A 16,841-nucleotide genomic window follows, 5' to 3' on the forward strand; every position below is an offset into this window, starting at 1 on the left:
CGCAGCCGCCCGCGCCCGGCGATCAGGGCGCGGCCACCTCGCGCAGGTCCGCAGACGCGATGTGCCAGGCGCGCTGCGCCTGGCTGGCCCCATCGACCGCCGCAGCGCGCAGGACGTAACGCCCCTCGTAGCGGCGGATCGAACCGTCCGCCTGCTGGGCGCGCAGCGACACCGGCACCTCGATGTAGCGCGAACCGGCGGCCGCATCGATGGGCCCGGGCGCGCCGATGTCGACCATGACCGTGGATGTCTGCGCAAAGCCGGCGGCGAACTGCTCGGGCGTCTGCCCGCTCGCCCGGCCGCCATCCGACCACAGGGCATAGGCGCTGGCGTAATCGAGCGCGTTGATCGCGGTGTAGTAGCTGCGGATCGCCGCCACCGCCGCCTCCGGGCTCGGCGGCGCGATGTCCGCGGTGGCGTCCGTCGCTGCCGGCAACAGGCCGGTCTCGGGATTGTCCTCGAGCGGAACGGCGGCCAGATCGGGCGCCGGGGCCCGGCCGCCCAGTGGCACATCGCCGGGGCCGGGCGCGCCCGGCATGCCGGTCACCGGATCGCCGGTGGCAACGGGTTGCGGCAGGCCGGTGGTGTCCGCACTGCCGTCCGCGGCCTTGCTGCGCTGGGCATCGCGGTCGCCACAGGCTGCCAGCGCCAGTACGGTGCACAGCGCCAGCGCGGCGCGGTCAGCGCGCAAGGTGCACCACCACGCGGCCGTCGCCGACTGCGACCTCACCGATGCGCTTGCCGGCCGGCAGCTTCGACAGCAGGTCGTCGTCGAGCCGGTAGATCGGCTCGCTGCGCGCGTACTCGGCCAGCAGGCCATTGACGATGCCCTGCGCGCCGCCCTTGAGCAGCGCATGGGTGCCTGGCAGATCGAATTGCAGCAACTGTGGATCCTCCAGATGCAGGCCGCGCGTGGCGGCGTCGTAGCGCAGGCCACTGACCAGCGCCAGGTGGCCCAGACGGTCGTCGGCGACGGCACCACCCACGCCCAGATCGAAATCCAGTCGCAGCCGCTGCTCGCCTTGCGGGATCGTCAATCGCGGGTTCTGCAGCGTCACCGAGACCAGCCCGCCGACGCGCTCGAAGGTCCTGGGAAAGCGCGTGTCGAGCTGGCGCTGCAACTGTGGCGCGGTGAACGCGACCTGGTCGCCGAGCCAGGCCTGGACCACGCCCAGCGAGGTGCAGGCGGTCAGTACGAGCAGCAGCGACAAGACAACGGGACGGGCGAGGGCGCGCATGTGACGGTCTCCTGGTGCAGTCCTGCGCACCCTACGTGTCGGCGGTGAATGCCGGGTTAGCGGTGACCACGCTCGTCGGGCGCGGGCGCGAGCACGCGGCGATGCGGTTGCAGCCACGCCAGCAGCAGACCGAGCAACTGCAGCGCGATCACATCGAGCACGACCTGGCGCAGCATCAGACTCAGCGGGAACGGCTGGCCGGCATGGGCGAGCAGATGCCAGGGCACGAACGACACCATTGCCAGCGCCAGCCCGAAGCGGGCGCCATGCCAGCGCTTGCTGCGCACCGGTGGCGGCAGCCAGCGGTAGAGCCAGGTCATCGCCAGGCCGAGCGACAGATACGCCAGCAGGATCCAGCCGACATTGGCGTTGGCATCCTCGCGTGGGCGGAACAGATGGGCGAGCGCCAGGTAGTCGGCGCGCAGCAGCACGCCATGGACCAGGAAACCCAGCAGCAGCGCGCTGGCCGAGAGCGTCAACCCGCAGATCCAGAAACGCTTGTCCATCTCCAACTCCGATGATGCATGCCAGCGCCGCGCGCAGGGTAACCCGGAAGTGCGGCGCAGTGCCGGGCCGCGCCGGTGCGCTGCGGCAGCGCACGCCGTCGGTGGCGCTTCAACGCGCGGCGGGGGCGTCGTCGGACGCCGCGGCGGCGCGCAACAGGGGCAGCGGGTCGAACGCGCCGTCGGCCGCGTAGATGCCGTAGTGCAGATGCGGCGGCGTGCCGCGCGCATTGCCGGTGTCGCCGACTGTGCCCAGCATGTCGCCCGGACGGACCACGTCGCCGACCGACAGCAGCTCGGCGAAATCGTCCAGGTGCGCGTAGTAGTGCCGTTGGCGTCCCGGGCCGACGACCCAGACCTGGCGTCCCCCGAGGCCAGCGTCGCGGATGCCCACGACCAGGCCCTCGGTGGTGCTGCGCACCGGCGTGCCGCGCGGCGCGAAGATGTCCACGCCCTCGTGCTGCCGATCGCGCCCGCGTAGCGCACCGAAAGTGTCGGCGACGCGGCCGGCGGTGACGCCGTCGACCGGCATCGGCAGGGCCTCGGGCGCTGGCGCGGCGGCGATCCGGGCGACGGCGCGCGGCTGCGCCATGAAGGGTTGATGCCAGGCCCAGTGGCCGGCGGCGGCCAGTACCGCCAACACCAGCACCGCACGCAAGGTGCGGCGCAACTGCGGCGTGTAGTCGCGGGGGCGGGTGGAGGCAGGCGGCGTCATGGCAGCGACGGTAACCGCGTCGCTGCGAAGGTGGGGTCGGCGCGCTGTGCGTCAACGTCCGGCGGCAGCGCGGACTTCCTTCTCGAGGTTCGCCTTGAGCTCGGGCGCGATGCCCAACTGACGCGCAAGCTCGTCGAGATAGCTCCGTTCCATGAAGCTCGTCTCGTCGGCGACCAGCACGCTGGCCAGGTACATCTCCGAGGCGATCTCCGGCGAGGTCGCGGCGCGTGCGATCTCGGCCGGATCCAGCGGTTTCTCCAGTTCGGCGTGCAGCCAGGGCTGGATGTCGGCAGCGGTGTCGATGCGCCGGAACTCGGCCTCGATCACCTCGCGCTCGCGTGCGTCGAGATGGCCGTCCGCCTTGGCGGCGCCGACCAGGGCCTTGAGGATCGCCTGGCTGTGCAGATCGGCCTGCGGTGCGGGCAACCGGTCGACGGTCTGCGGCGCCGGTACGGCCACGTCCGCCTGCTGTTTCTGATAATCGCCATAGGCGCGGTAGGCCATCATGCCGATCGCGGCCAGGCCGCCGTAGCTGGCGAGCTTGCGGGTCTTGCGATGCTTGCCCAGCAACAGGCCCAGCGCACCACCGGCGACTGCGCCCTTGCCGAAGTCCGCATTGAGCAGGCTGCTGCCCGGCTTGCCGCCGCTCTGGGAGGTGAGGAGATGGTTGAGGAACCCCTGGAAACTCATGGCGGCGATCCGACGTGATGGGCGCTCAGGCGCGGGCCGGCGAGCTTGCGGTGCCGACCGTTCGCATCGTGTGCACGTTGCGCTACAGGGTGCATGTGCGGGGCCCGTAGGGCAGCACGGGGGATCGCGCGCGGTCCGGAAACGCGATCGGGACGGCCAAGGCCGTCCCGATCGGGGCAACGCATCATCCGCCTGGGATCAGGCAGCGGCGTCCTTGAGCTTCTTGAGCGGGCGCACCTTGACCTTGACCGAGGCGGGCTTGGCGGCGAACCACTGCTCTTCCTTGGTGAAGGGGTTGATGCCCTTGCGCTTGGGCTTGGCCGGCACGCTGACCGAGGTGATCTTCAGCAGGCCCGGCAGGGTGAACGAGCCGGCGCCCTTCTTGCTGATCGAGCCGTGCACGGCGCCTTCGAGCGCGGAGAACACGGCGCGGACCTCCTTCGCAGCCAGGCCGGTGGCGTCGGCAATGTGCGCGACCAGACCCGACTTGCTCAGCGCTTCCTTGATCGGCTTGGGTGCTGCGGACTTGGCGGCGGTCTTCTTCGGCGCAGCCGCCTTCTTGGCCGGCACTTTCTTGGTGGTGGCCTTCTTCGTTGCCATGGGTCTGTGGTTCCCTCGTCAAATATGGATTGGATGATTCCTGGCCGAGCGAGCCGGCAAGCGAAATGTAGGGCATCCCTGCGCACCCGCCAATAGGAAAGCGCAAAAAAACAGCGGTTTTAGGCCGCCCGCAGCGCCGCCGATCGCGGTTGCGCCTGTCTGGCGGCTGTCCGCGTGCGCAAACGCGACCCGTTGGCGCACCCATGGCCACCTGGGACGGCAGCGCGTCGCCCCAAGAACGCCCGCGTCACGTCTGCACCGATACCCTCGCCGGCTCCTGTCCCGATGGAGAACGCGTCATGGGTATTTCCCGCCACGCCACCGCCCGCTGGAGCGGCGATCTGAAGTCCGGCAAGGGCGCTTTGTCGACGCCGCAAAGCGGTCTGCTGGACGCCGTGCGCTACGGGTTCAACAGCCGATTCGGCGAGGAAAAGGGCACCAATCCCGAAGAGCTCATTGCCGCCGCGCATGCCGGCTGCTTCACGATGGCGCTGTCGGCCAAGCTCACCGAGGCCGGGTTCGCGCCCGAGTCGATCGACACCCGCGCCGATGTCGACCTGTCGATGGATGGCGGCCCGCAACTGAGCGCGATCCGCTTGAAGACGCGCGCCAAGGTGCCGGGCATCAACGCGGCGCAGTTCCGCGAGATCGCCGACGACGCCAAGCAGAATTGTCCGGTCTCCAAGGCGCTGTCGGCGGTGCCGCTGTCGCTGGAGGCCGAACTCGAGGGCTGATGCACCTGCCTCCTGCCGTGCCGCAGCGCGGTGCGGCAGGGGCCTGTCGGCGTTGATGCCAGCAGGCCGATGCTTGGCTCAGCGCCAGTCGATCATGCCGCGCACCACGCTTTGAACCCGGCCGCCCGACCAGACCTCGCCATCGGCGTCGACACGCAGTTCGAGCATCGCATCGTGGCCGACTTCCCGGCCCTGGCTGACACGGTAGCCACCGTCTTGCCCGGGCAGCGCGTCGCGCGCCGCGAGCCAGGCGGCCAGCGTCGCGTTGGCCGCGCCCGAGGCAGCGTCCTCGAAGCATGCGGTGGCGCCGACGAACGCGCGCACCGCCAGGTCGTAATCGCTGCCGCCTGCGCTGCGCGCGAAGGCGCACACACCCATGCTGCCGGTGGCCTCGGCCAAGGCGGCGATCGCATCCCACTGCGGGGTCGCCGCGCGCAGCGACGACTCGTCGGCAACTTCGGCCAGCCACCAGCGTCGCCCGCCGTCCATCAGTGCCGGCGGTAGCGCGCCCGGCGGCAGCGACGCCAAGGCGGTACGCAGCCGCGGGTCCTCGCTGCTCGCGACTTCGACGATGCGTGCGCGCGGCGTGCGCACGGCGATTGTCCGGGCCGCGCCCTCGCCGACCACCGCCAGCGGCAGGCATCCGGCGATGCCCTCCTGCACCAGCACGCCGTCGCGCGGATGCGCCAGGCCGGCGTCGAGCACGACGTGCGCGGTGCCGACGCTCGGATGTCCGGCGAACGGCACTTCGCGGCGGGGCGAGAACATGCGGATGCGGTAGCTGGCCGCCTCGCTCGAGGCTGGGAAGACGAATGTGGTCTCGGGCAGCCGGGTCCAGCGGGCGATGGCCTGCATCGCATCGTCGGTCAGCCCCTCGGCATCGAGCACCACCGCCAGCGGATTGCCGGCACCGGGCCGGTCGGCAAACACGTCCACCTGGACGAAACGTCGGGAAGTCATGCGCAGGGGGCGTCATGCGGCGCGACAGCTTACCCAACCCGTGCCCGAAATCGGGCGGTTCGATTCCCTCCGCCTCCGCCGGCGCCTAGAATCGGCGTTCCGCCGCGCATGGCCTTTGCGTCGGCGACGCGTCCACTGCAGCGCCCGCGCGGTGCTGTCTTCCCCCTTCGTCCGAGACCCCACCTCCGATGTCCTCACCTTTCGACGATCGCTGGATCGTGCTCAAGTTCGGCGGCACTTCGGTGTCGCGCCGCCACCGCTGGGACACCATCGGCCGGCTGGCGAAACGCCGGGCGCAGGAGCACGACGCACGCGTGCTGGTCGTGGTGTCGGCGCTGTCGGGGGTGACCAACGAACTGACCGCGATCGCCGATGGCAACGCGGCGGACGGGACTGTCGATGCGCTGGTCGAGCGCCATCGCACGTTCGTCGCCGAGCTCGGGCTCGATGCCGACGCCGTGCTCGGCGTCCGCCTCGCCGCGCTCCAGGCCCTGGTGCGCGATGCGCGTGCGTCCGAGCGGCCGCTGGACTGGCAGGCCGAGGTGCTGGGGCAGGGCGAACTGCTGTCCTCGACCATCGGCGCGGCGTATCTGGCCGCGCAGGGGCTGGATTTCGGCTGGTGCGATGCGCGCGACTGGCTCGACGCGGTGGCGCTGCCCAACCAAAGCGGCTGGGCCTCGCGGCTGTCGGTGAACTGCCGGCGCGAGCCCGACGGCGACTGGCGCGGGCGCTTCGCCGCGCAGCCGACGCGGATGCTGCTGACCCAGGGGTTCATCGCGCGGCATGGCGACGGCGGCACCGCGATCCTGGGCCGCGGCGGCTCGGATACCTCGGCGGCGTACTTCGGGGCGTTGCTGGGCGCGCGCCGCGTGGAAATCTGGACCGACGTGCCGGGCATGTTCAGCGCCAACCCGCGCGACGTGCCCGATGCGCGCCTGCTCGCGCGGCTCGACTACGCCGAGGCGCAGGAGATCGCGACCACCGGCGCCAAGGTGCTGCACCCGCGCTCGATCAAGCCCTGCCGCGACGGCGGCGTGCCGATGGCGATCCTCGACACCGAGCGTCCGGATCTGCCGGGCACCGCGATTGACGGCAGCGCCGAGCCGGTACCCGGGGTCAAGGCGATCAGCCGGCGCAACGGCATCGTGCTGGTGTCAATGGAAGGCATCGGCATGTGGCAGCAGGTCGGCTTTCTGGCCGACGTGTTCGAGCGCTTCAAGCGTCACGGCCTGTCGGTCGATCTGATCGGCTCGTCGGAGACCAACGTCACCGTGTCGCTCGATCCGAGCGAGAACCTGGTCAGCACCGATGTGCTGGCGCGGTTGAGCGACGATCTGGCCGAGGTGTGCCGCGTCAAGGTCATCGCGCCCTGCGCGGCGATCACCCTGGTCGGGCGCGGCATGCGCTCGCTGCTGCACAAGCTCTCCGATGTCTGGGCGACGATGGGGCGTGAGCGCGTGCACCTGATCTCGCAGTCGTCCAACGACCTCAACCTGACCTTCGTCATCGATGAGGCCGATGCCGACGGCCTGCTGCCGGTGCTGCATGCCGAGCTGATCGGCAGCGGCGCGATGCCGGTCCACGACAGCGCGGTGTTCGGCCCGAGCTGGCGCGAGATCGCGCACGGCCGCCGCGAACGCCCGACGCCGTGGTGGCAGCACGCGCGTGCGCGTCTGCTCGCGCTGGCAACGCCCGGGGCGCCGCGCTACATCTACCACCTGCCGACGGTGCGCGAACGGGCGCAGGCGCTGGCGGGCGTCGCCGCGGTCGACCGACGGTTCTACGCGATCAAGGCCAACTCGCATCCGGCAGTGCTGCGCACGCTGGTCGAGGCCGGGTTCGGCCTGGAATGCGTGTCGCGCGGCGAGCTCGAGCATGTGTTCGCGACGTTGCCCGAGCTCGACCCGGCGCGTGTGCTGTTCACGCCAAGCTTCGCGCCGCGCGACGAGTACGCCGCGGCCTTCGCGCTCGGCGTCACCGTGACCCTCGACAACGTCGAGGCGCTGCAGCGCTGGCCGGACGTGTTCCGCGGTCGCGATCTGTGGCTGCGGCTCGATCTGGGGCGCGGTGATGGCCACCACGCCAAGGTCGTCACCGGCGGCGCGGCCTCGAAGTTCGGGCTGGCGCTGCCGGCCTTCGATGCCTTCGTGCACGCGGCCACCGATCTCGACGTGCGCATTACCGGGCTCCACGCCCATCTGGGCAGCGGCATCGAGACCGTTGCCCACTGGCGCGAGGTCTACGCCGAGTTGGCAGCGTTCGCCGACGCGGTGGGCACGGTCGAGACCATCGATATCGGTGGCGGCTTGCCGATACCCTACCGCCCCGACGACGCCCCGTTCGACCTTGCGGCCTGGGGCGTGGGCCTGGCCAGCATCAAGGCCGAGTACCCACGCTATCGCCTGGCGATCGAGCCCGGTCGATTCCTGGTTGCCGAGTCCGGCGTGTTGCTGGCAACGGTGACCCAGGTCGTCGACAAGCTCGGCACGCGTCGCGTGGGACTCGATGCGGGCATGCACAGCCTGATGCGGCCGGCGATGTACGACGCCTGGCATGGCATCCACAACCTGTCCAGGCTCGACGACGAGCGCCAAGTCGTCTGCGATGTCGTCGGTCCGATCTGCGAATCGAGCGACGTCTTCGGCACCCGGCGTCTGCTGCCGGCGGCGACCGCCGAGGGCGACACCGTGCTGCTCGCCGACGCCGGCGCCTACGGTTTCGTCATGGCTAACGACTACAACCTGCGCGGCCTGCCGGCTGAAGCGGTGCTGGAGGCGGACGGTGACGCATGACGACCGTTGCCCGGCTGTCGATGATGGCGGGCGGCACGTCGCTGCGCCGGGGCCGGGCATGCCCCCGGTCCTGGAGTATGTGCTGGTCTCGGCATTGATCGCCTGCCTGCTCGCGGGCAGCGCGTTGTGGATGTTCGGTGTCGACAAGTTTGGTGTGGCAGGGTTTGCCGTGTTTGCAGTGTTCGCCGCTGCTGCGGCGGCGTTGGCTGCGGCCGGAGTTCCGCGTTGGCGGTGGTTGCCGAACACGCTCGGCTACGGTCGGGCGGGCGCCCTCTGGACTGCCTTCTTCACCGTGCTGCTTGCGTTCGTGTTGTATCCGCTGTTGCTGCTGGCCATGCGGCTCGTGATGTACCGCGATATCGATGTCGAAATCGCCGTGATCGCCGCCGGTATCGGCGCTGTGTTCGGCGGCGTGCCGGCCCTCTTTTTCGAATACTTCGCTGCCCGGCGCCTGCTGCGCCGCAGTGGCCCGGAACCTTCCAGTCGATGACCACGTTCGATAGATCCGCCATCCGCAGTTTCCGCTTCGTCGACTGCGACCTCGACGCCGCGACCGGCGTGGCGCGCTTGCGCTATGCCTTCGACGATGGCCCGGAGCTGGTCGAGACTGTGACCGTGCCCGGCGCTCCGTTCGCGCTCGAGGGCGTGCGCGCGCAGGCCGCGACCCGCGCGCTGCGCCTGCTGCACCTGCTCGCCGGCGTGAGCTACTACAAGGCCGCCGTGCCGCCGCAGATCCGCATCGACGGCTATACGATCGATGCCGCCACCGCGGCCCTGCTCGAGGACGCGTACGTGCATGGGCTGGGCGAATTCGCCTACCGCAACGGGCTCGACCTGCACGGCAAGATCCGCTTCCCGGCCGACGCCGCCACGGACGAGGCTTCCGCACCGGCGCTGGACCTGCGCGCCCATGCGCTGGTCGCGATCGGCGGCGGCAAGGATTCGCTGGTATCGATCGAGGCGCTGCGCGCGCTGGACGTCGCGCAGACCGTGGCGTGGATCGGCGGCTCGCAGCTGATCCGGGTCTGCGCCGAGCGCACCGGTCTGCCGACGCTCAACATCGGCCGCCAACTGGCGCCGCAGTTGTTCGAGTACAACCGCCAGGGCGCACTCAACGGCCACATCCCGGTCACCGCGATCAATTCGGCGATCCTGGTGCTGGCCGCGGTGCTGCACGGTGTCGACCAGGTGGTGTTCTCCAACGAACGCTCGGCCAGCTACGGCAGCCTGATCCAGGCCGCCGATGGCAGCACGACCAACGAGGTCAACCACCAGTGGTCGAAGGGCTGGGCGTTCGAGCGCGCGTTCGGTGAGCACGTGCAGCGGCACGTCGCCGCCGACCTGCACTACTACTCGCTGCTGCGGCCGCTGTCGGAGCTGGCGGTCGCGCGCCAGTTCGCCAGGACCGACCGCTACGACGCGCACTTCTCCAGCTGTAACCGCAACTTCCATCTGCTCGGCGAGCGGCCGGTCAACCGCTGGTGCGGCATCTGTCCCAAATGCCATTTCGTGTTTCTCGCGCTGGCCCCGTTCATGCCCAAGCCGAGGCTGGTGGCGATCTTCGGCCGCAACCTGCTCGACGATCCGGCCCAGGTGCCCGGCTTCGATGCCCTGCTGGAGTATCGCGACCACAAGCCGTTCGAATGCGTCGGCGAGGGCCGCGAATCGCGTGCGGCGATGGCCGCGCTGGCGCAGCGCCCGGAATGGCGCGAGGATGCGGTGGTCGCCCGCTTTGCGCGCGAGATCGCGCCGCGGCTCGACGCCGGCGAACTCGACATCGCGCCGATGCTGGTAGTCGACGAGGAGCATCGCGTGCCCGCCGCATTGTGGGAACGCCTGCGTGCGCATCTCGCCGCTTGACGCGCTCGCCGCCCAAGGCGGCCGTATCGCGCTGTGGGGCTGGGGGCGCGAAGGACGGGCCGCGTATGCCGCGCTGCGCGCCGCGCGGGTCGCGGGCCCCGGCGTGTCCGAGCCGGCGTCCGGCGAGCGCCGGGCGTCGACGGCGGCGCTGCCGCTGACGGTGTTCTGCACGCCCGCCGAGGCCGACGCGGTGCGCGGGTTGGGCGATCCGGCGCTGTTGGTCGAGACCGAGGCGAGCGCCGAACGCCTGGCGCGCTTTGCCGTGGTGATCAAGTCGCCGGGCATCAGCCCGTACCGGCCCGAGGCTGTGGCCGCGGCGGCGCAGGGCACGCGGTTCATCGGCGGCACCGCGCTGTGGTTCGCGCAGCGCGCCGCACCGGGCGAGATCGCGGCTGGCACGATCTGCGTCACCGGCACCAAGGGCAAGAGCACCACGACGGCGCTGCTCGCCCACCTGCTGCGCAGCGCCGGCCGACGCACCGCGCTTGCCGGCAACATCGGCTTGCCGTTGCTGGAACTGCAGGGTGCGCAGGCCGATGCCTGGGCGATCGAGCTGTCGAGCTACCAGACCGGCGATGTCGCCGCGAGCGGCGTGCGGCCGGACGTGGCGGTGGTCACCAATATTTTTCCCGAACACTTGGACTGGCACGGCAGCGAGCAGCGCTATGTCGAGGACAAGCTCGCGCTGGTGACCCAGGCCCGGCCACGGATCGCGGTGCTCAACGCCGCCGATCCGCGTCTGGCCGCGCTGACGCTGCCAGACAGCGAGGTGCGCTGGTTCGGGCGCGCCGATGGCTGGCACCTGCGCGGCGACGTGCTGTATCGCGGTGATGCCAGTGTGCTCGACACCGCCGGCCTGCCGCTGCCCGGGCGCCACAACCGCGGCAACCTGTGTGCGGTGCTGACCGCGATCGAGGCGCTCGGCATCGACGCTGCGCCGCTGGCTGCCGCGGCCGCCGGGTTTGTGCCGCTGCCGCACCGGTTGCAGACGCTGGGCACCCGCGACGGCGTGACCTGGGTCAACGATTCGATCAGCACCACCCCGCACGCGACGCTGGCGGCGCTCGACGTGTTTGCCGGCCGCCGGGTCGCGCTGCTGGTCGGCGGCCACGACCGCGGCCTGGACTGGCAGGCCTTCGCCGATGCGATGCAAGCACATGCGCCGCACGCGATCGTGACCATGGGCGCCAATGGCCCGCGGATCCACGCCTTGCTGGCACCGGTCGCGCGTGCGCGCGGTTTCGCGCTGGCGCAGGCGGGTGACCTGGCCGCGGCGGTGGCGCAGGCGCGCGCGGCGCTCGGCGGCGAGGGCGTGCTGCTGCTCTCGCCCGGCGCGCCGAGCTTCGGCGCCTATCGCGACTACACCGCGCGCGGCCGCCATTTCGCCGAACTCGGGGGCTTCGACCCTGATGCGATCACCGCGATTCCGGGCCTGGGTATTGCCTGAACTTGCACGCCCGGACGTGCGCCGGGCGGAGTAGGCTGGACCGGTCCCCGTCGCCCGGAGCCGTCCGATGAAGCACCTGTCCCTGCTCGTGTTGTCGCTGGTCTGTGCCACATCCGCGTTCGCCGCGCCAAAGGCCGATCCGGTCGAGTGGACACTCGACGGCGAGACCTTCGCCGGCGTGCTGGTCTACGACGATGCCGTCTCGGGCCCGCGGCCGGGGCTGGTGATGGTGCCCAACTGGAAGGGGGTCAACGACTCGGCGGTCGAGAAGGCGCGGCAGGCGGCCGGCGACCGCTACGTCGTGCTGGTCGCCGACGTCTACGGCAAGCACGTGCGGCCCACGACCGATGCCGAGGCTGGCCCGGTCGCCAAGGCGCTGCGCGACGACCGGCCGACCCTGCGCGCACGCGCGCGCAAGGCGGTCGAGGTGCTCAAGGCGCAGCCCCTGGTCGATGCAGATCGGATCGCCGCGTTCGGTTTCTGCTTCGGCGGCACCACGGTGCTCGAACTTGCCCGCGCCGGCGAGGCGCTCGCCGGCGTCGTCAGCCTGCACGGCGGCCTGTCGACGCCGCTGCCGGCCGCGACCGACGCGGTGAAGGCGCCGGTGCTGGTGCTCAACGGCGCGGCCGACCGCAGCGTGAGCGCCGAGGACATTGCCGGCTTCGAGCGCGAGATGGACGCGGCCGGCGCCGACTGGCAGTTCGTCAACTACAGTGGCGCGGTGCATTGCTTCGCCGAGGCCGATGCCGTGAGCCCGCCGGGCTGCGTGTACGAGCCGCGCGCGGCGGCGCGCGCCTGGCGGCAGATGGGCGATTTCTTCGCGGAGGTGCTGGCCCCGCCGACCCGCTGAGGCGGGCCTGCGGCGGGCGTCGCGCACGCGCCCCGAAAGCGCGGCTTTTAGTACCCGCGTTCGACCGCGTACCGGGCCAGGCCGCGCAGCGCGGCCACAGCGTCGTTGTCCGGCAGGCCGTCGAGCGCGCGTTCGGCGGCGTCGGCGTACTCGACCGCGCGTGCGCGGCTGTAGGCGAGGCTGCCGGCGTCGGCGATCGCGGCAAGCACCTCGGGCAGGGCCGTGGTGTCGCCCTGCTCGACGATCGTGCGCAGCCGCGCGCGGCGCTCGGGCGTGGCTTGGGCCATCGCGTGGATCAGCGGCAGTGTCGCCTTGCCTTCGGCAAGATCGTCGCCGAGGTTCTTGCCCAGCGCCGTGGCGTCGCCCGAGTAGTCGAGCACGTCGTCGGCGATCTGGAACGCGTAGCCCAGCTGCATGCCGTAGTCGTAGAGCGCCTGCTGGGTGGCCGCATCGGCGCTGGACGCCATCGCGCCCAGGCGGGTGCCGGCGGCGAACAGCACCGCGGTCTTGCGCTCGATCACGCGCAGATACGCAGCCTCATCGGTGTCGGGGTTGCGCACGTGCAGCAGCTGCAGCACCTCGCCTTCGGCGATGCGGTTGGTGGTGTCGGCGAGCAGGCGCATGACCGCCATGCTGTCGAGCTCGACCATCAGCTGGAAGCTGCGCGAGTACAGGAAGTCGCCGACCAGCACGCTGGCGGCGTTGCCCCAGATTGCGTTGGCCGTGCTGCGGCCGCGGCGCAGGTCGGATTCGTCGACGACATCGTCGTGGAGCAGGGTCGAGGTATGGATGAACTCGACGATCGCCGCAAGCTGGTGGTGGTCGGCGCGCACCTGCCCGGTGGCCTGGCCGGCCAGCATCACCAGCATCGGCCGCAGCCGCTTGCCGCCCGCCGAGACGATGTGCTCGGCCACCTGGTTGATCAGCAGTACGTCCGAGGCCAGCCGGCGCCGGATCAGCGCATCGACCTGGGCCATGTCCGCGGCGGCGAGCGACTGGATCGCCGGCAGGTCGAGCCTGGCGGCCGGGGCGGCGGCGTTGTTCATGCGGGATCCGGGACGGGCAGACCCGGAATTATAGGAGAGCCCCGACGGCGGCGGGGGCGCTTTCCCGGCCCCACGCCAGGGGGTTGCCGGATCCCGCCCCGGCGACCGGTATAATTCACTGTCCGCGCCCCCTCTTCATTCCCGGACACCCGCGCCGGCGCAATTCCAAGGACTCCTCATGGCCCGTGGCATCAACAAAGTGATCCTGGTCGGCAATCTCGGCAACGATCCCGACACCAAGTACACCCAGGGCGGCATGGCCGTGACCCGTATCAGCCTGGCCACGACCAGCGTGCGCAACGACCGCGACGGCAACAAGCAGGAGCGCACCGAATGGCACCGCGTGGTGTTCTTCGGCAAGCTCGGCGAGATCGCCGGCGAGTACCTGCGCAAGGGCAGCCAGGTCTATGTCGAAGGCGAGATCCGCTACGACAAGTACACCGGCCAGGACGGCGTGGAGAAGTACTCGACCGACATCGTCGCCAACGAGATGCAGATGCTCGGCGGTCGCGGCGAGGGCGGCGGTGGCGGTGGCGGTGGCGGTGGTGGCGGTGGTGGTTACGACCGCGGCAGCCGTCCGCAGCGCGGCCCGGGCAACGACGGTCCGCCGCAGCGCAGCGCCCCGGCGCAGCGCCAGCCCCCCCCGCAGCAGCGTCCGGCCCCGATGGACGACTTCTCCGACGACGACATCCCGTTCTGATCGCGGGCGACATCGCGTCGGCAACGAACCCCAGCGCGCCCGTGCACGCTGGGGTTTTTGTTTGGGACAGGGGGGCGTGGCGCCATGATCGCCCGACGGTTGCGCAGGGCGTCAGCGCTCACCGTCGGGGTCGTAATCCGGCGTGCGGGACTGCGGCGCTTACGCCCTGCCTAGCCCAGCAGGATCGAGGCCCAGACCGTGCCGACCATCAGCAGCGCAATGGTCTGGGCGGCGCTGCCCATGTCCTTGGCGCGCTTGGACAGCGGGTGGCGCTCGAGCGAGATGCGATCGACCACCGCCTCGATCGCGGAGTTGAGCAGCTCGGTCAGCAGGCTGATGAAGCACACCGCCAGCATCAGTGCACGTGCGAGCGGTCCCACGTCCAGCAGGCAGGCCACGACGACGAGCGTGCCATGCAGGCCCAGCAACTGGCGGAACGCCGCCTCGCTGCGGAAGGCAGCGAGAAAGCCGTCGCGCGAGTAGAGCAGGGTGTGCGCGATCCGGCTCAGGCCGGTCTTGCCGTGTGGGTACTTGCCGGTCTCGGCGGGGCCTGGCGATGGCATCTGCAATGTCCTGCAACGTTGGATCAGGACCAGCGTGGCGCAGGCGCCGTCAGATGTTCGTCAGCCGCGTCGCCGTCTGGGGTATCGTCCGGGCCGCTGCGCAGGGACAGGCCGTCCGGTCAGGCATCGGCCCGCATGTCGAGCGTGAACCGGCACCCGTCCTCCGAACTGTCGACCGTCATCCGCCAGTCCAGGTGCTCGACGATGCGCTGCACGATCGACAGGCCCAGGCCTTCGCCGCTCTGCCGTGCGCTCGGCTGGAAGCGCTGGAACTGCTGCGGGTCGATGCTGGGCGGCAGGCCGGGACCGGTGTCGGCAATCACCAGGGTCGCGTCGTGCAGGGCGATGCGCACCTCGCCCTCGTCGGTGTACTGGCAGGCGTTGCGCAGCAGGTTCCAGATCACGCTGCAGGCGAGTTCCGGGTTCGTGTGCAGATGGATGTCCTGCGGCGCGTCCAGGACCAGGGCCACCGGCTTGCCCGCCAGCCACGGCCGGCAGCGCGCCATGCATTCCTCGATCAGCGGCCGCAGCGCGACGTCGCTGCGGGTCAGGCTCTGCGGATCGCGCGAGAGCAACAGCATGCAGGCCAGCTGACGCTGCATCTCCTGGGTGGTGCGCACGATGCGTTCGGCACTTGCGACCAAGCGGCTGTCGGCAGGCAACTGGTGGGCGATCGTTTCCGCGGCGCCCGCGATGATGGCCAGCGGCGTCCGCAGTTCGTGGCTGGCATCGCCGACGAAGCAGCGTTCGCGTTGCAGGAACTGCTCCGCTTCATCACTGTGCTGGGCGAATGCGCGGGCGAGGATGCCGATCTCGTCGCGCGCCTCCTGGAACGGAAAGGGCTTGTGCTTGCGCTCCACCGCTTCGGCCAGGCGCGTGATCGGCGCGATGACCCGGGTCGCGGTCGCGCGTCCGATCCAGAAGGCGCACAGGATGCACAGCAGGATGATCAGCAGCGCGTAGATGTTGATCGCAAGTTCGAGATACGCGAAGTGCGCATCGGCTTGCTGCAGGTAGTAGCGCTCACCGTCGCGCTCGAAGACCAGCAGGTGCCAGCCGCCCGGCCTTTCGGCGCCGTGGTAGCCGGGCGGATACCAGTGCAGTGTCTCGGGTACGGTCCGAGCGTCGTAGAGCCGGGTGTCTTCGGGAAGCGTGGAGGCGACACCTTGCGCAAGGTCGGCCTCCAGCCGGTGCGCCGTGCGGGTCAGGCTGTGGGAGATCACATTCTCCCGCAGTTCGTCGTAATCGAGCTGCTCGGCCAGCACCACGAGCGTCATCGCCGCGACCATCGCCAGCACGAACGACACCGTGATGCGGGTCTTGAGCGTCATCTGGCGGAGCGCGGTACGCATGACCATCACGTCGGGCCGTCCTCGATCAGTCCGGCATCTTGGCCGCAGGCGCAAGCAGGCGCCAGCCCACGCCGTGCACGGTCTCGATCAACGCCGGCTCGAAGCTCTTGTCGATCTGCTGCCGCAGCTCGTGGATATGGGTCCGCAAGGCGCCGCTGTCGGGCGGATCGTCGCCCCAGAGCAGGTACTCCATTTCCTGCTTGCGGACCACGGCAGGGGCGGCGCGCATCAAGCACAGCAGCAACTTGTGGGTGCTGGGGGTCAGCGCGATCGCCTGGGACTGCCGCCAGGCCTGTGGGGCGCGGGTGTCCACCTGCAGGTCTTCCCAGCGCAGCGTGCCTTGCACCTGCCGGCCCTGCGCGCGGCGCACCAGCGCCTTGATGCGTGCATCGAGTTCCTTGAGCGAGAACGGCTTGACCAGGTAATCGTCCGCGCCCAGTGCGAAGCCCTGCACACGGTCGTCGACCGGGTCACGGGCGGTCAGCATCAGCACCGGTACCGGGTTCTGGAACTCTTCGCGCAGCCTGCGGCACAGCGTCATGCCGTCGAGCCGCGGCAGCATCAGATCCAGCAGGATGGCGTCGTAATCGTTCTGGGTGGCCATGTGCAGGCCCGTGGCGCCATCGCGGGCGTCGTCGATGACGTAGCCCAACGGCTCGAAGAAGCCGTACAGGTTGGCCACCAGCTCGGGGTTGTCCTCGATGATGAGCAGTCGGGTCATGGGGCGTGTGCTCTAACAACTTCCTGACGATGGGGTCTCAAGACTGCGCGCACCTTTTTACGGCTGGACC

The 16,841-nt window shown here is 70.4% G+C and carries 18 protein-coding genes; 7 read left to right on the forward strand and 11 right to left on the reverse strand.

The window, feature by feature from the left end; translation table 11 throughout:
- Positions 1–22: 22 nt before the first annotated feature.
- The 6 genes from WAF18_RS08740 to WAF18_RS08765 all read right to left on the reverse strand — a co-directional run bounded on the left by WAF18_RS08740 (position 23) and on the right by WAF18_RS08765 (position 3,746).
- Entirely contained in the window at positions 23–691 is a 669-nt protein-coding gene (locus WAF18_RS08740; RefSeq protein WP_337244761.1) for a hypothetical protein, read from the reverse strand.
- The gene (locus tag WAF18_RS08745; protein WP_337244762.1) at positions 681–1,238 is read right to left on the reverse strand and encodes a DUF1439 domain-containing protein; all 558 of its coding nucleotides are present in this window, start codon (positions 1,236–1,238) and stop codon (positions 681–683) included. Before WAF18_RS08745 ends, WAF18_RS08740 begins: the two co-directional genes overlap by 11 nt.
- A gap of 56 nt (positions 1,239–1,294) precedes the next feature.
- Entirely contained in the window at positions 1,295–1,744 is a 450-nt protein-coding gene (locus WAF18_RS08750; RefSeq protein ID WP_337244763.1) for a hypothetical protein, read from the reverse strand.
- 109 nt (positions 1,745–1,853) lie between these two features.
- On the reverse strand, positions 1,854–2,456 hold the full coding sequence (locus WAF18_RS08755; RefSeq protein WP_337244764.1) for a M23 family metallopeptidase: 603 nt from the start codon (positions 2,454–2,456) through the stop codon (positions 1,854–1,856).
- Between the two features lie 51 nt (positions 2,457–2,507).
- On the reverse strand, positions 2,508–3,146 hold the full coding sequence (locus WAF18_RS08760) for a tellurite resistance TerB family protein (protein ID WP_337244765.1): 639 nt from the start codon (positions 3,144–3,146) through the stop codon (positions 2,508–2,510).
- Between the two features lie 198 nt (positions 3,147–3,344).
- On the reverse strand, positions 3,345–3,746 hold the full coding sequence (locus tag WAF18_RS08765; protein ID WP_337244766.1) for an HU family DNA-binding protein: 402 nt from the start codon (positions 3,744–3,746) through the stop codon (positions 3,345–3,347).
- Positions 3,747–4,045: 299 nt separating this feature from the next.
- Here WAF18_RS08765 and WAF18_RS08770 point away from each other — a divergent pair, with 299 nt between their 5' ends.
- Positions 4,046–4,480 carry an OsmC family protein gene (locus tag WAF18_RS08770; protein ID WP_337244767.1) on the forward strand — a complete coding sequence of 145 codons (435 nt, stop codon included), beginning with the start codon at positions 4,046–4,048 and terminating at the stop codon, positions 4,478–4,480.
- A gap of 78 nt (positions 4,481–4,558) precedes the next feature.
- On the opposite strand, the gene WAF18_RS08775 is transcribed toward WAF18_RS08770, so the two are convergent.
- The gene (locus WAF18_RS08775; RefSeq protein ID WP_337244768.1) at positions 4,559–5,440 is read right to left on the reverse strand and encodes a PhzF family phenazine biosynthesis protein; all 882 of its coding nucleotides are present in this window, start codon (positions 5,438–5,440) and stop codon (positions 4,559–4,561) included.
- A 188-nt stretch (positions 5,441–5,628) separates the two neighbouring features.
- On the opposite strand from WAF18_RS08775, the gene WAF18_RS08780 reads away from it, so the two are divergent.
- From WAF18_RS08780 to WAF18_RS08800, 5 genes are all read left to right on the forward strand, one after another.
- On the forward strand, positions 5,629–8,232 hold the full coding sequence (locus WAF18_RS08780; RefSeq protein ID WP_337244769.1) for a bifunctional aspartate kinase/diaminopimelate decarboxylase: 2,604 nt from the start codon (positions 5,629–5,631) through the stop codon (positions 8,230–8,232).
- Positions 8,222–8,722: a hypothetical protein gene (locus WAF18_RS08785; protein WP_337244770.1), complete on the forward strand. Its 501-nt coding sequence runs from the start codon at positions 8,222–8,224 to the stop codon at positions 8,720–8,722. The genes WAF18_RS08780 and WAF18_RS08785 overlap by 11 nt, the downstream gene beginning before the upstream one ends.
- Positions 8,719–10,092 (forward strand): UDP-N-acetyl-alpha-D-muramoyl-L-alanyl-L-glutamate epimerase, encoded by a 1,374-nt coding sequence (gene murL, locus WAF18_RS08790; RefSeq protein WP_337244771.1) that lies wholly within the window; start codon positions 8,719–8,721, stop codon positions 10,090–10,092. The genes WAF18_RS08785 and murL overlap by 4 nt, the downstream gene beginning before the upstream one ends.
- Positions 10,073–11,539, forward strand: coding sequence for a UDP-N-acetylmuramoyl-L-alanine--D-glutamate ligase (gene murD, locus WAF18_RS08795; protein ID WP_337244772.1), 1,467 nt, complete (start codon positions 10,073–10,075; stop codon positions 11,537–11,539). Before murL ends, murD begins: the two co-directional genes overlap by 20 nt.
- Positions 11,540–11,606: 67 nt before the next feature.
- Positions 11,607–12,389, forward strand: a complete 783-nt coding sequence (locus WAF18_RS08800; protein WP_337244773.1) for a dienelactone hydrolase family protein — start codon at positions 11,607–11,609, stop codon at positions 12,387–12,389.
- Positions 12,390–12,436: 47 nt separating this feature from the next.
- Here the strand turns inward: WAF18_RS08800 and WAF18_RS08805 are convergent, their stop codons facing one another.
- On the reverse strand, positions 12,437–13,435 hold the full coding sequence (locus WAF18_RS08805) for a polyprenyl synthetase family protein (protein ID WP_337244774.1): 999 nt from the start codon (positions 13,433–13,435) through the stop codon (positions 12,437–12,439).
- Positions 13,436–13,613: 178 nt separating this feature from the next.
- Here WAF18_RS08805 and ssb point away from each other — a divergent pair, with 178 nt between their 5' ends.
- A complete protein-coding gene (gene ssb / locus WAF18_RS08810; RefSeq protein WP_337244775.1) occupies positions 13,614–14,135 on the forward strand; it encodes a single-stranded DNA-binding protein in 522 nt (173 codons plus the stop codon).
- Between the two features lie 170 nt (positions 14,136–14,305).
- Here the strand turns inward: ssb and WAF18_RS08815 are convergent, their stop codons facing one another.
- The 3 genes from WAF18_RS08815 to WAF18_RS08825 form a co-directional block, all read right to left on the reverse strand.
- Complete coding sequence (locus tag WAF18_RS08815; RefSeq protein ID WP_337244776.1) at positions 14,306–14,698, reverse strand: diacylglycerol kinase; 393 nt, start codon at positions 14,696–14,698, stop codon at positions 14,306–14,308.
- Between the two features lie 119 nt (positions 14,699–14,817).
- On the reverse strand, positions 14,818–16,050 hold the full coding sequence (locus tag WAF18_RS08820; RefSeq protein ID WP_337244777.1) for a HAMP domain-containing sensor histidine kinase: 1,233 nt from the start codon (positions 16,048–16,050) through the stop codon (positions 14,818–14,820).
- Between the two features lie 25 nt (positions 16,051–16,075).
- Positions 16,076–16,771 (reverse strand): response regulator transcription factor, encoded by a 696-nt coding sequence (locus tag WAF18_RS08825; protein ID WP_183426758.1) that lies wholly within the window; start codon positions 16,769–16,771, stop codon positions 16,076–16,078.
- Between the last annotated feature and the right edge of the window lie 70 nt (positions 16,772–16,841).

It is taken from the genome of Luteimonas sp. gir (assembly GCF_037198055.1).
Classification (GTDB): Bacteria; Pseudomonadota; Gammaproteobacteria; order Xanthomonadales; family Xanthomonadaceae; genus Luteimonas; species Luteimonas citri_A.

Bases quoted from the DNA above. Each gene is read 5' to 3' on its own strand.
- WAF18_RS08745 (WP_337244762.1), bottom strand. From the start codon at position 1,238: ATGCGCGCCCTCGCCCGTCCCGTTGTCTTGTCGCTGCTGCTCGTACTG.
- WAF18_RS08750 (WP_337244763.1), bottom strand. From the start codon at position 1,744: ATGGACAAGCGTTTCTGGATCTGCGGGTTGACGCTCTCGGCCAGCGCG.
- WAF18_RS08755 (WP_337244764.1), bottom strand. From the start codon at position 2,456: ATGACGCCGCCTGCCTCCACCCGCCCCCGCGACTACACGCCGCAGTTG.
- WAF18_RS08760 (WP_337244765.1), bottom strand. From the start codon at position 3,146: ATGAGTTTCCAGGGGTTCCTCAACCATCTCCTCACCTCCCAGAGCGGC.
- WAF18_RS08765 (WP_337244766.1), bottom strand. From the start codon at position 3,746: ATGGCAACGAAGAAGGCCACCACCAAGAAAGTGCCGGCCAAGAAGGCG.
- WAF18_RS08770 (WP_337244767.1), top strand. From the start codon at position 4,046: ATGGGTATTTCCCGCCACGCCACCGCCCGCTGGAGCGGCGATCTGAAG.
- WAF18_RS08775 (WP_337244768.1), bottom strand. From the start codon at position 5,440: ATGACTTCCCGACGTTTCGTCCAGGTGGACGTGTTTGCCGACCGGCCC.
- WAF18_RS08780 (WP_337244769.1), top strand. From the start codon at position 5,629: ATGTCCTCACCTTTCGACGATCGCTGGATCGTGCTCAAGTTCGGCGGC.
- murL (WP_337244771.1), top strand. From the start codon at position 8,719: ATGACCACGTTCGATAGATCCGCCATCCGCAGTTTCCGCTTCGTCGAC.
- WAF18_RS08800 (WP_337244773.1), top strand. From the start codon at position 11,607: ATGAAGCACCTGTCCCTGCTCGTGTTGTCGCTGGTCTGTGCCACATCC.
- WAF18_RS08805 (WP_337244774.1), bottom strand. From the start codon at position 13,435: ATGAACAACGCCGCCGCCCCGGCCGCCAGGCTCGACCTGCCGGCGATC.
- ssb (WP_337244775.1), top strand. From the start codon at position 13,614: ATGGCCCGTGGCATCAACAAAGTGATCCTGGTCGGCAATCTCGGCAAC.
- WAF18_RS08815 (WP_337244776.1), bottom strand. From the start codon at position 14,698: ATGCCATCGCCAGGCCCCGCCGAGACCGGCAAGTACCCACACGGCAAG.
- WAF18_RS08820 (WP_337244777.1), bottom strand. From the start codon at position 16,050: ATGCGTACCGCGCTCCGCCAGATGACGCTCAAGACCCGCATCACGGTG.
- WAF18_RS08825 (WP_183426758.1), bottom strand. From the start codon at position 16,771: ATGACCCGACTGCTCATCATCGAGGACAACCCCGAGCTGGTGGCCAAC.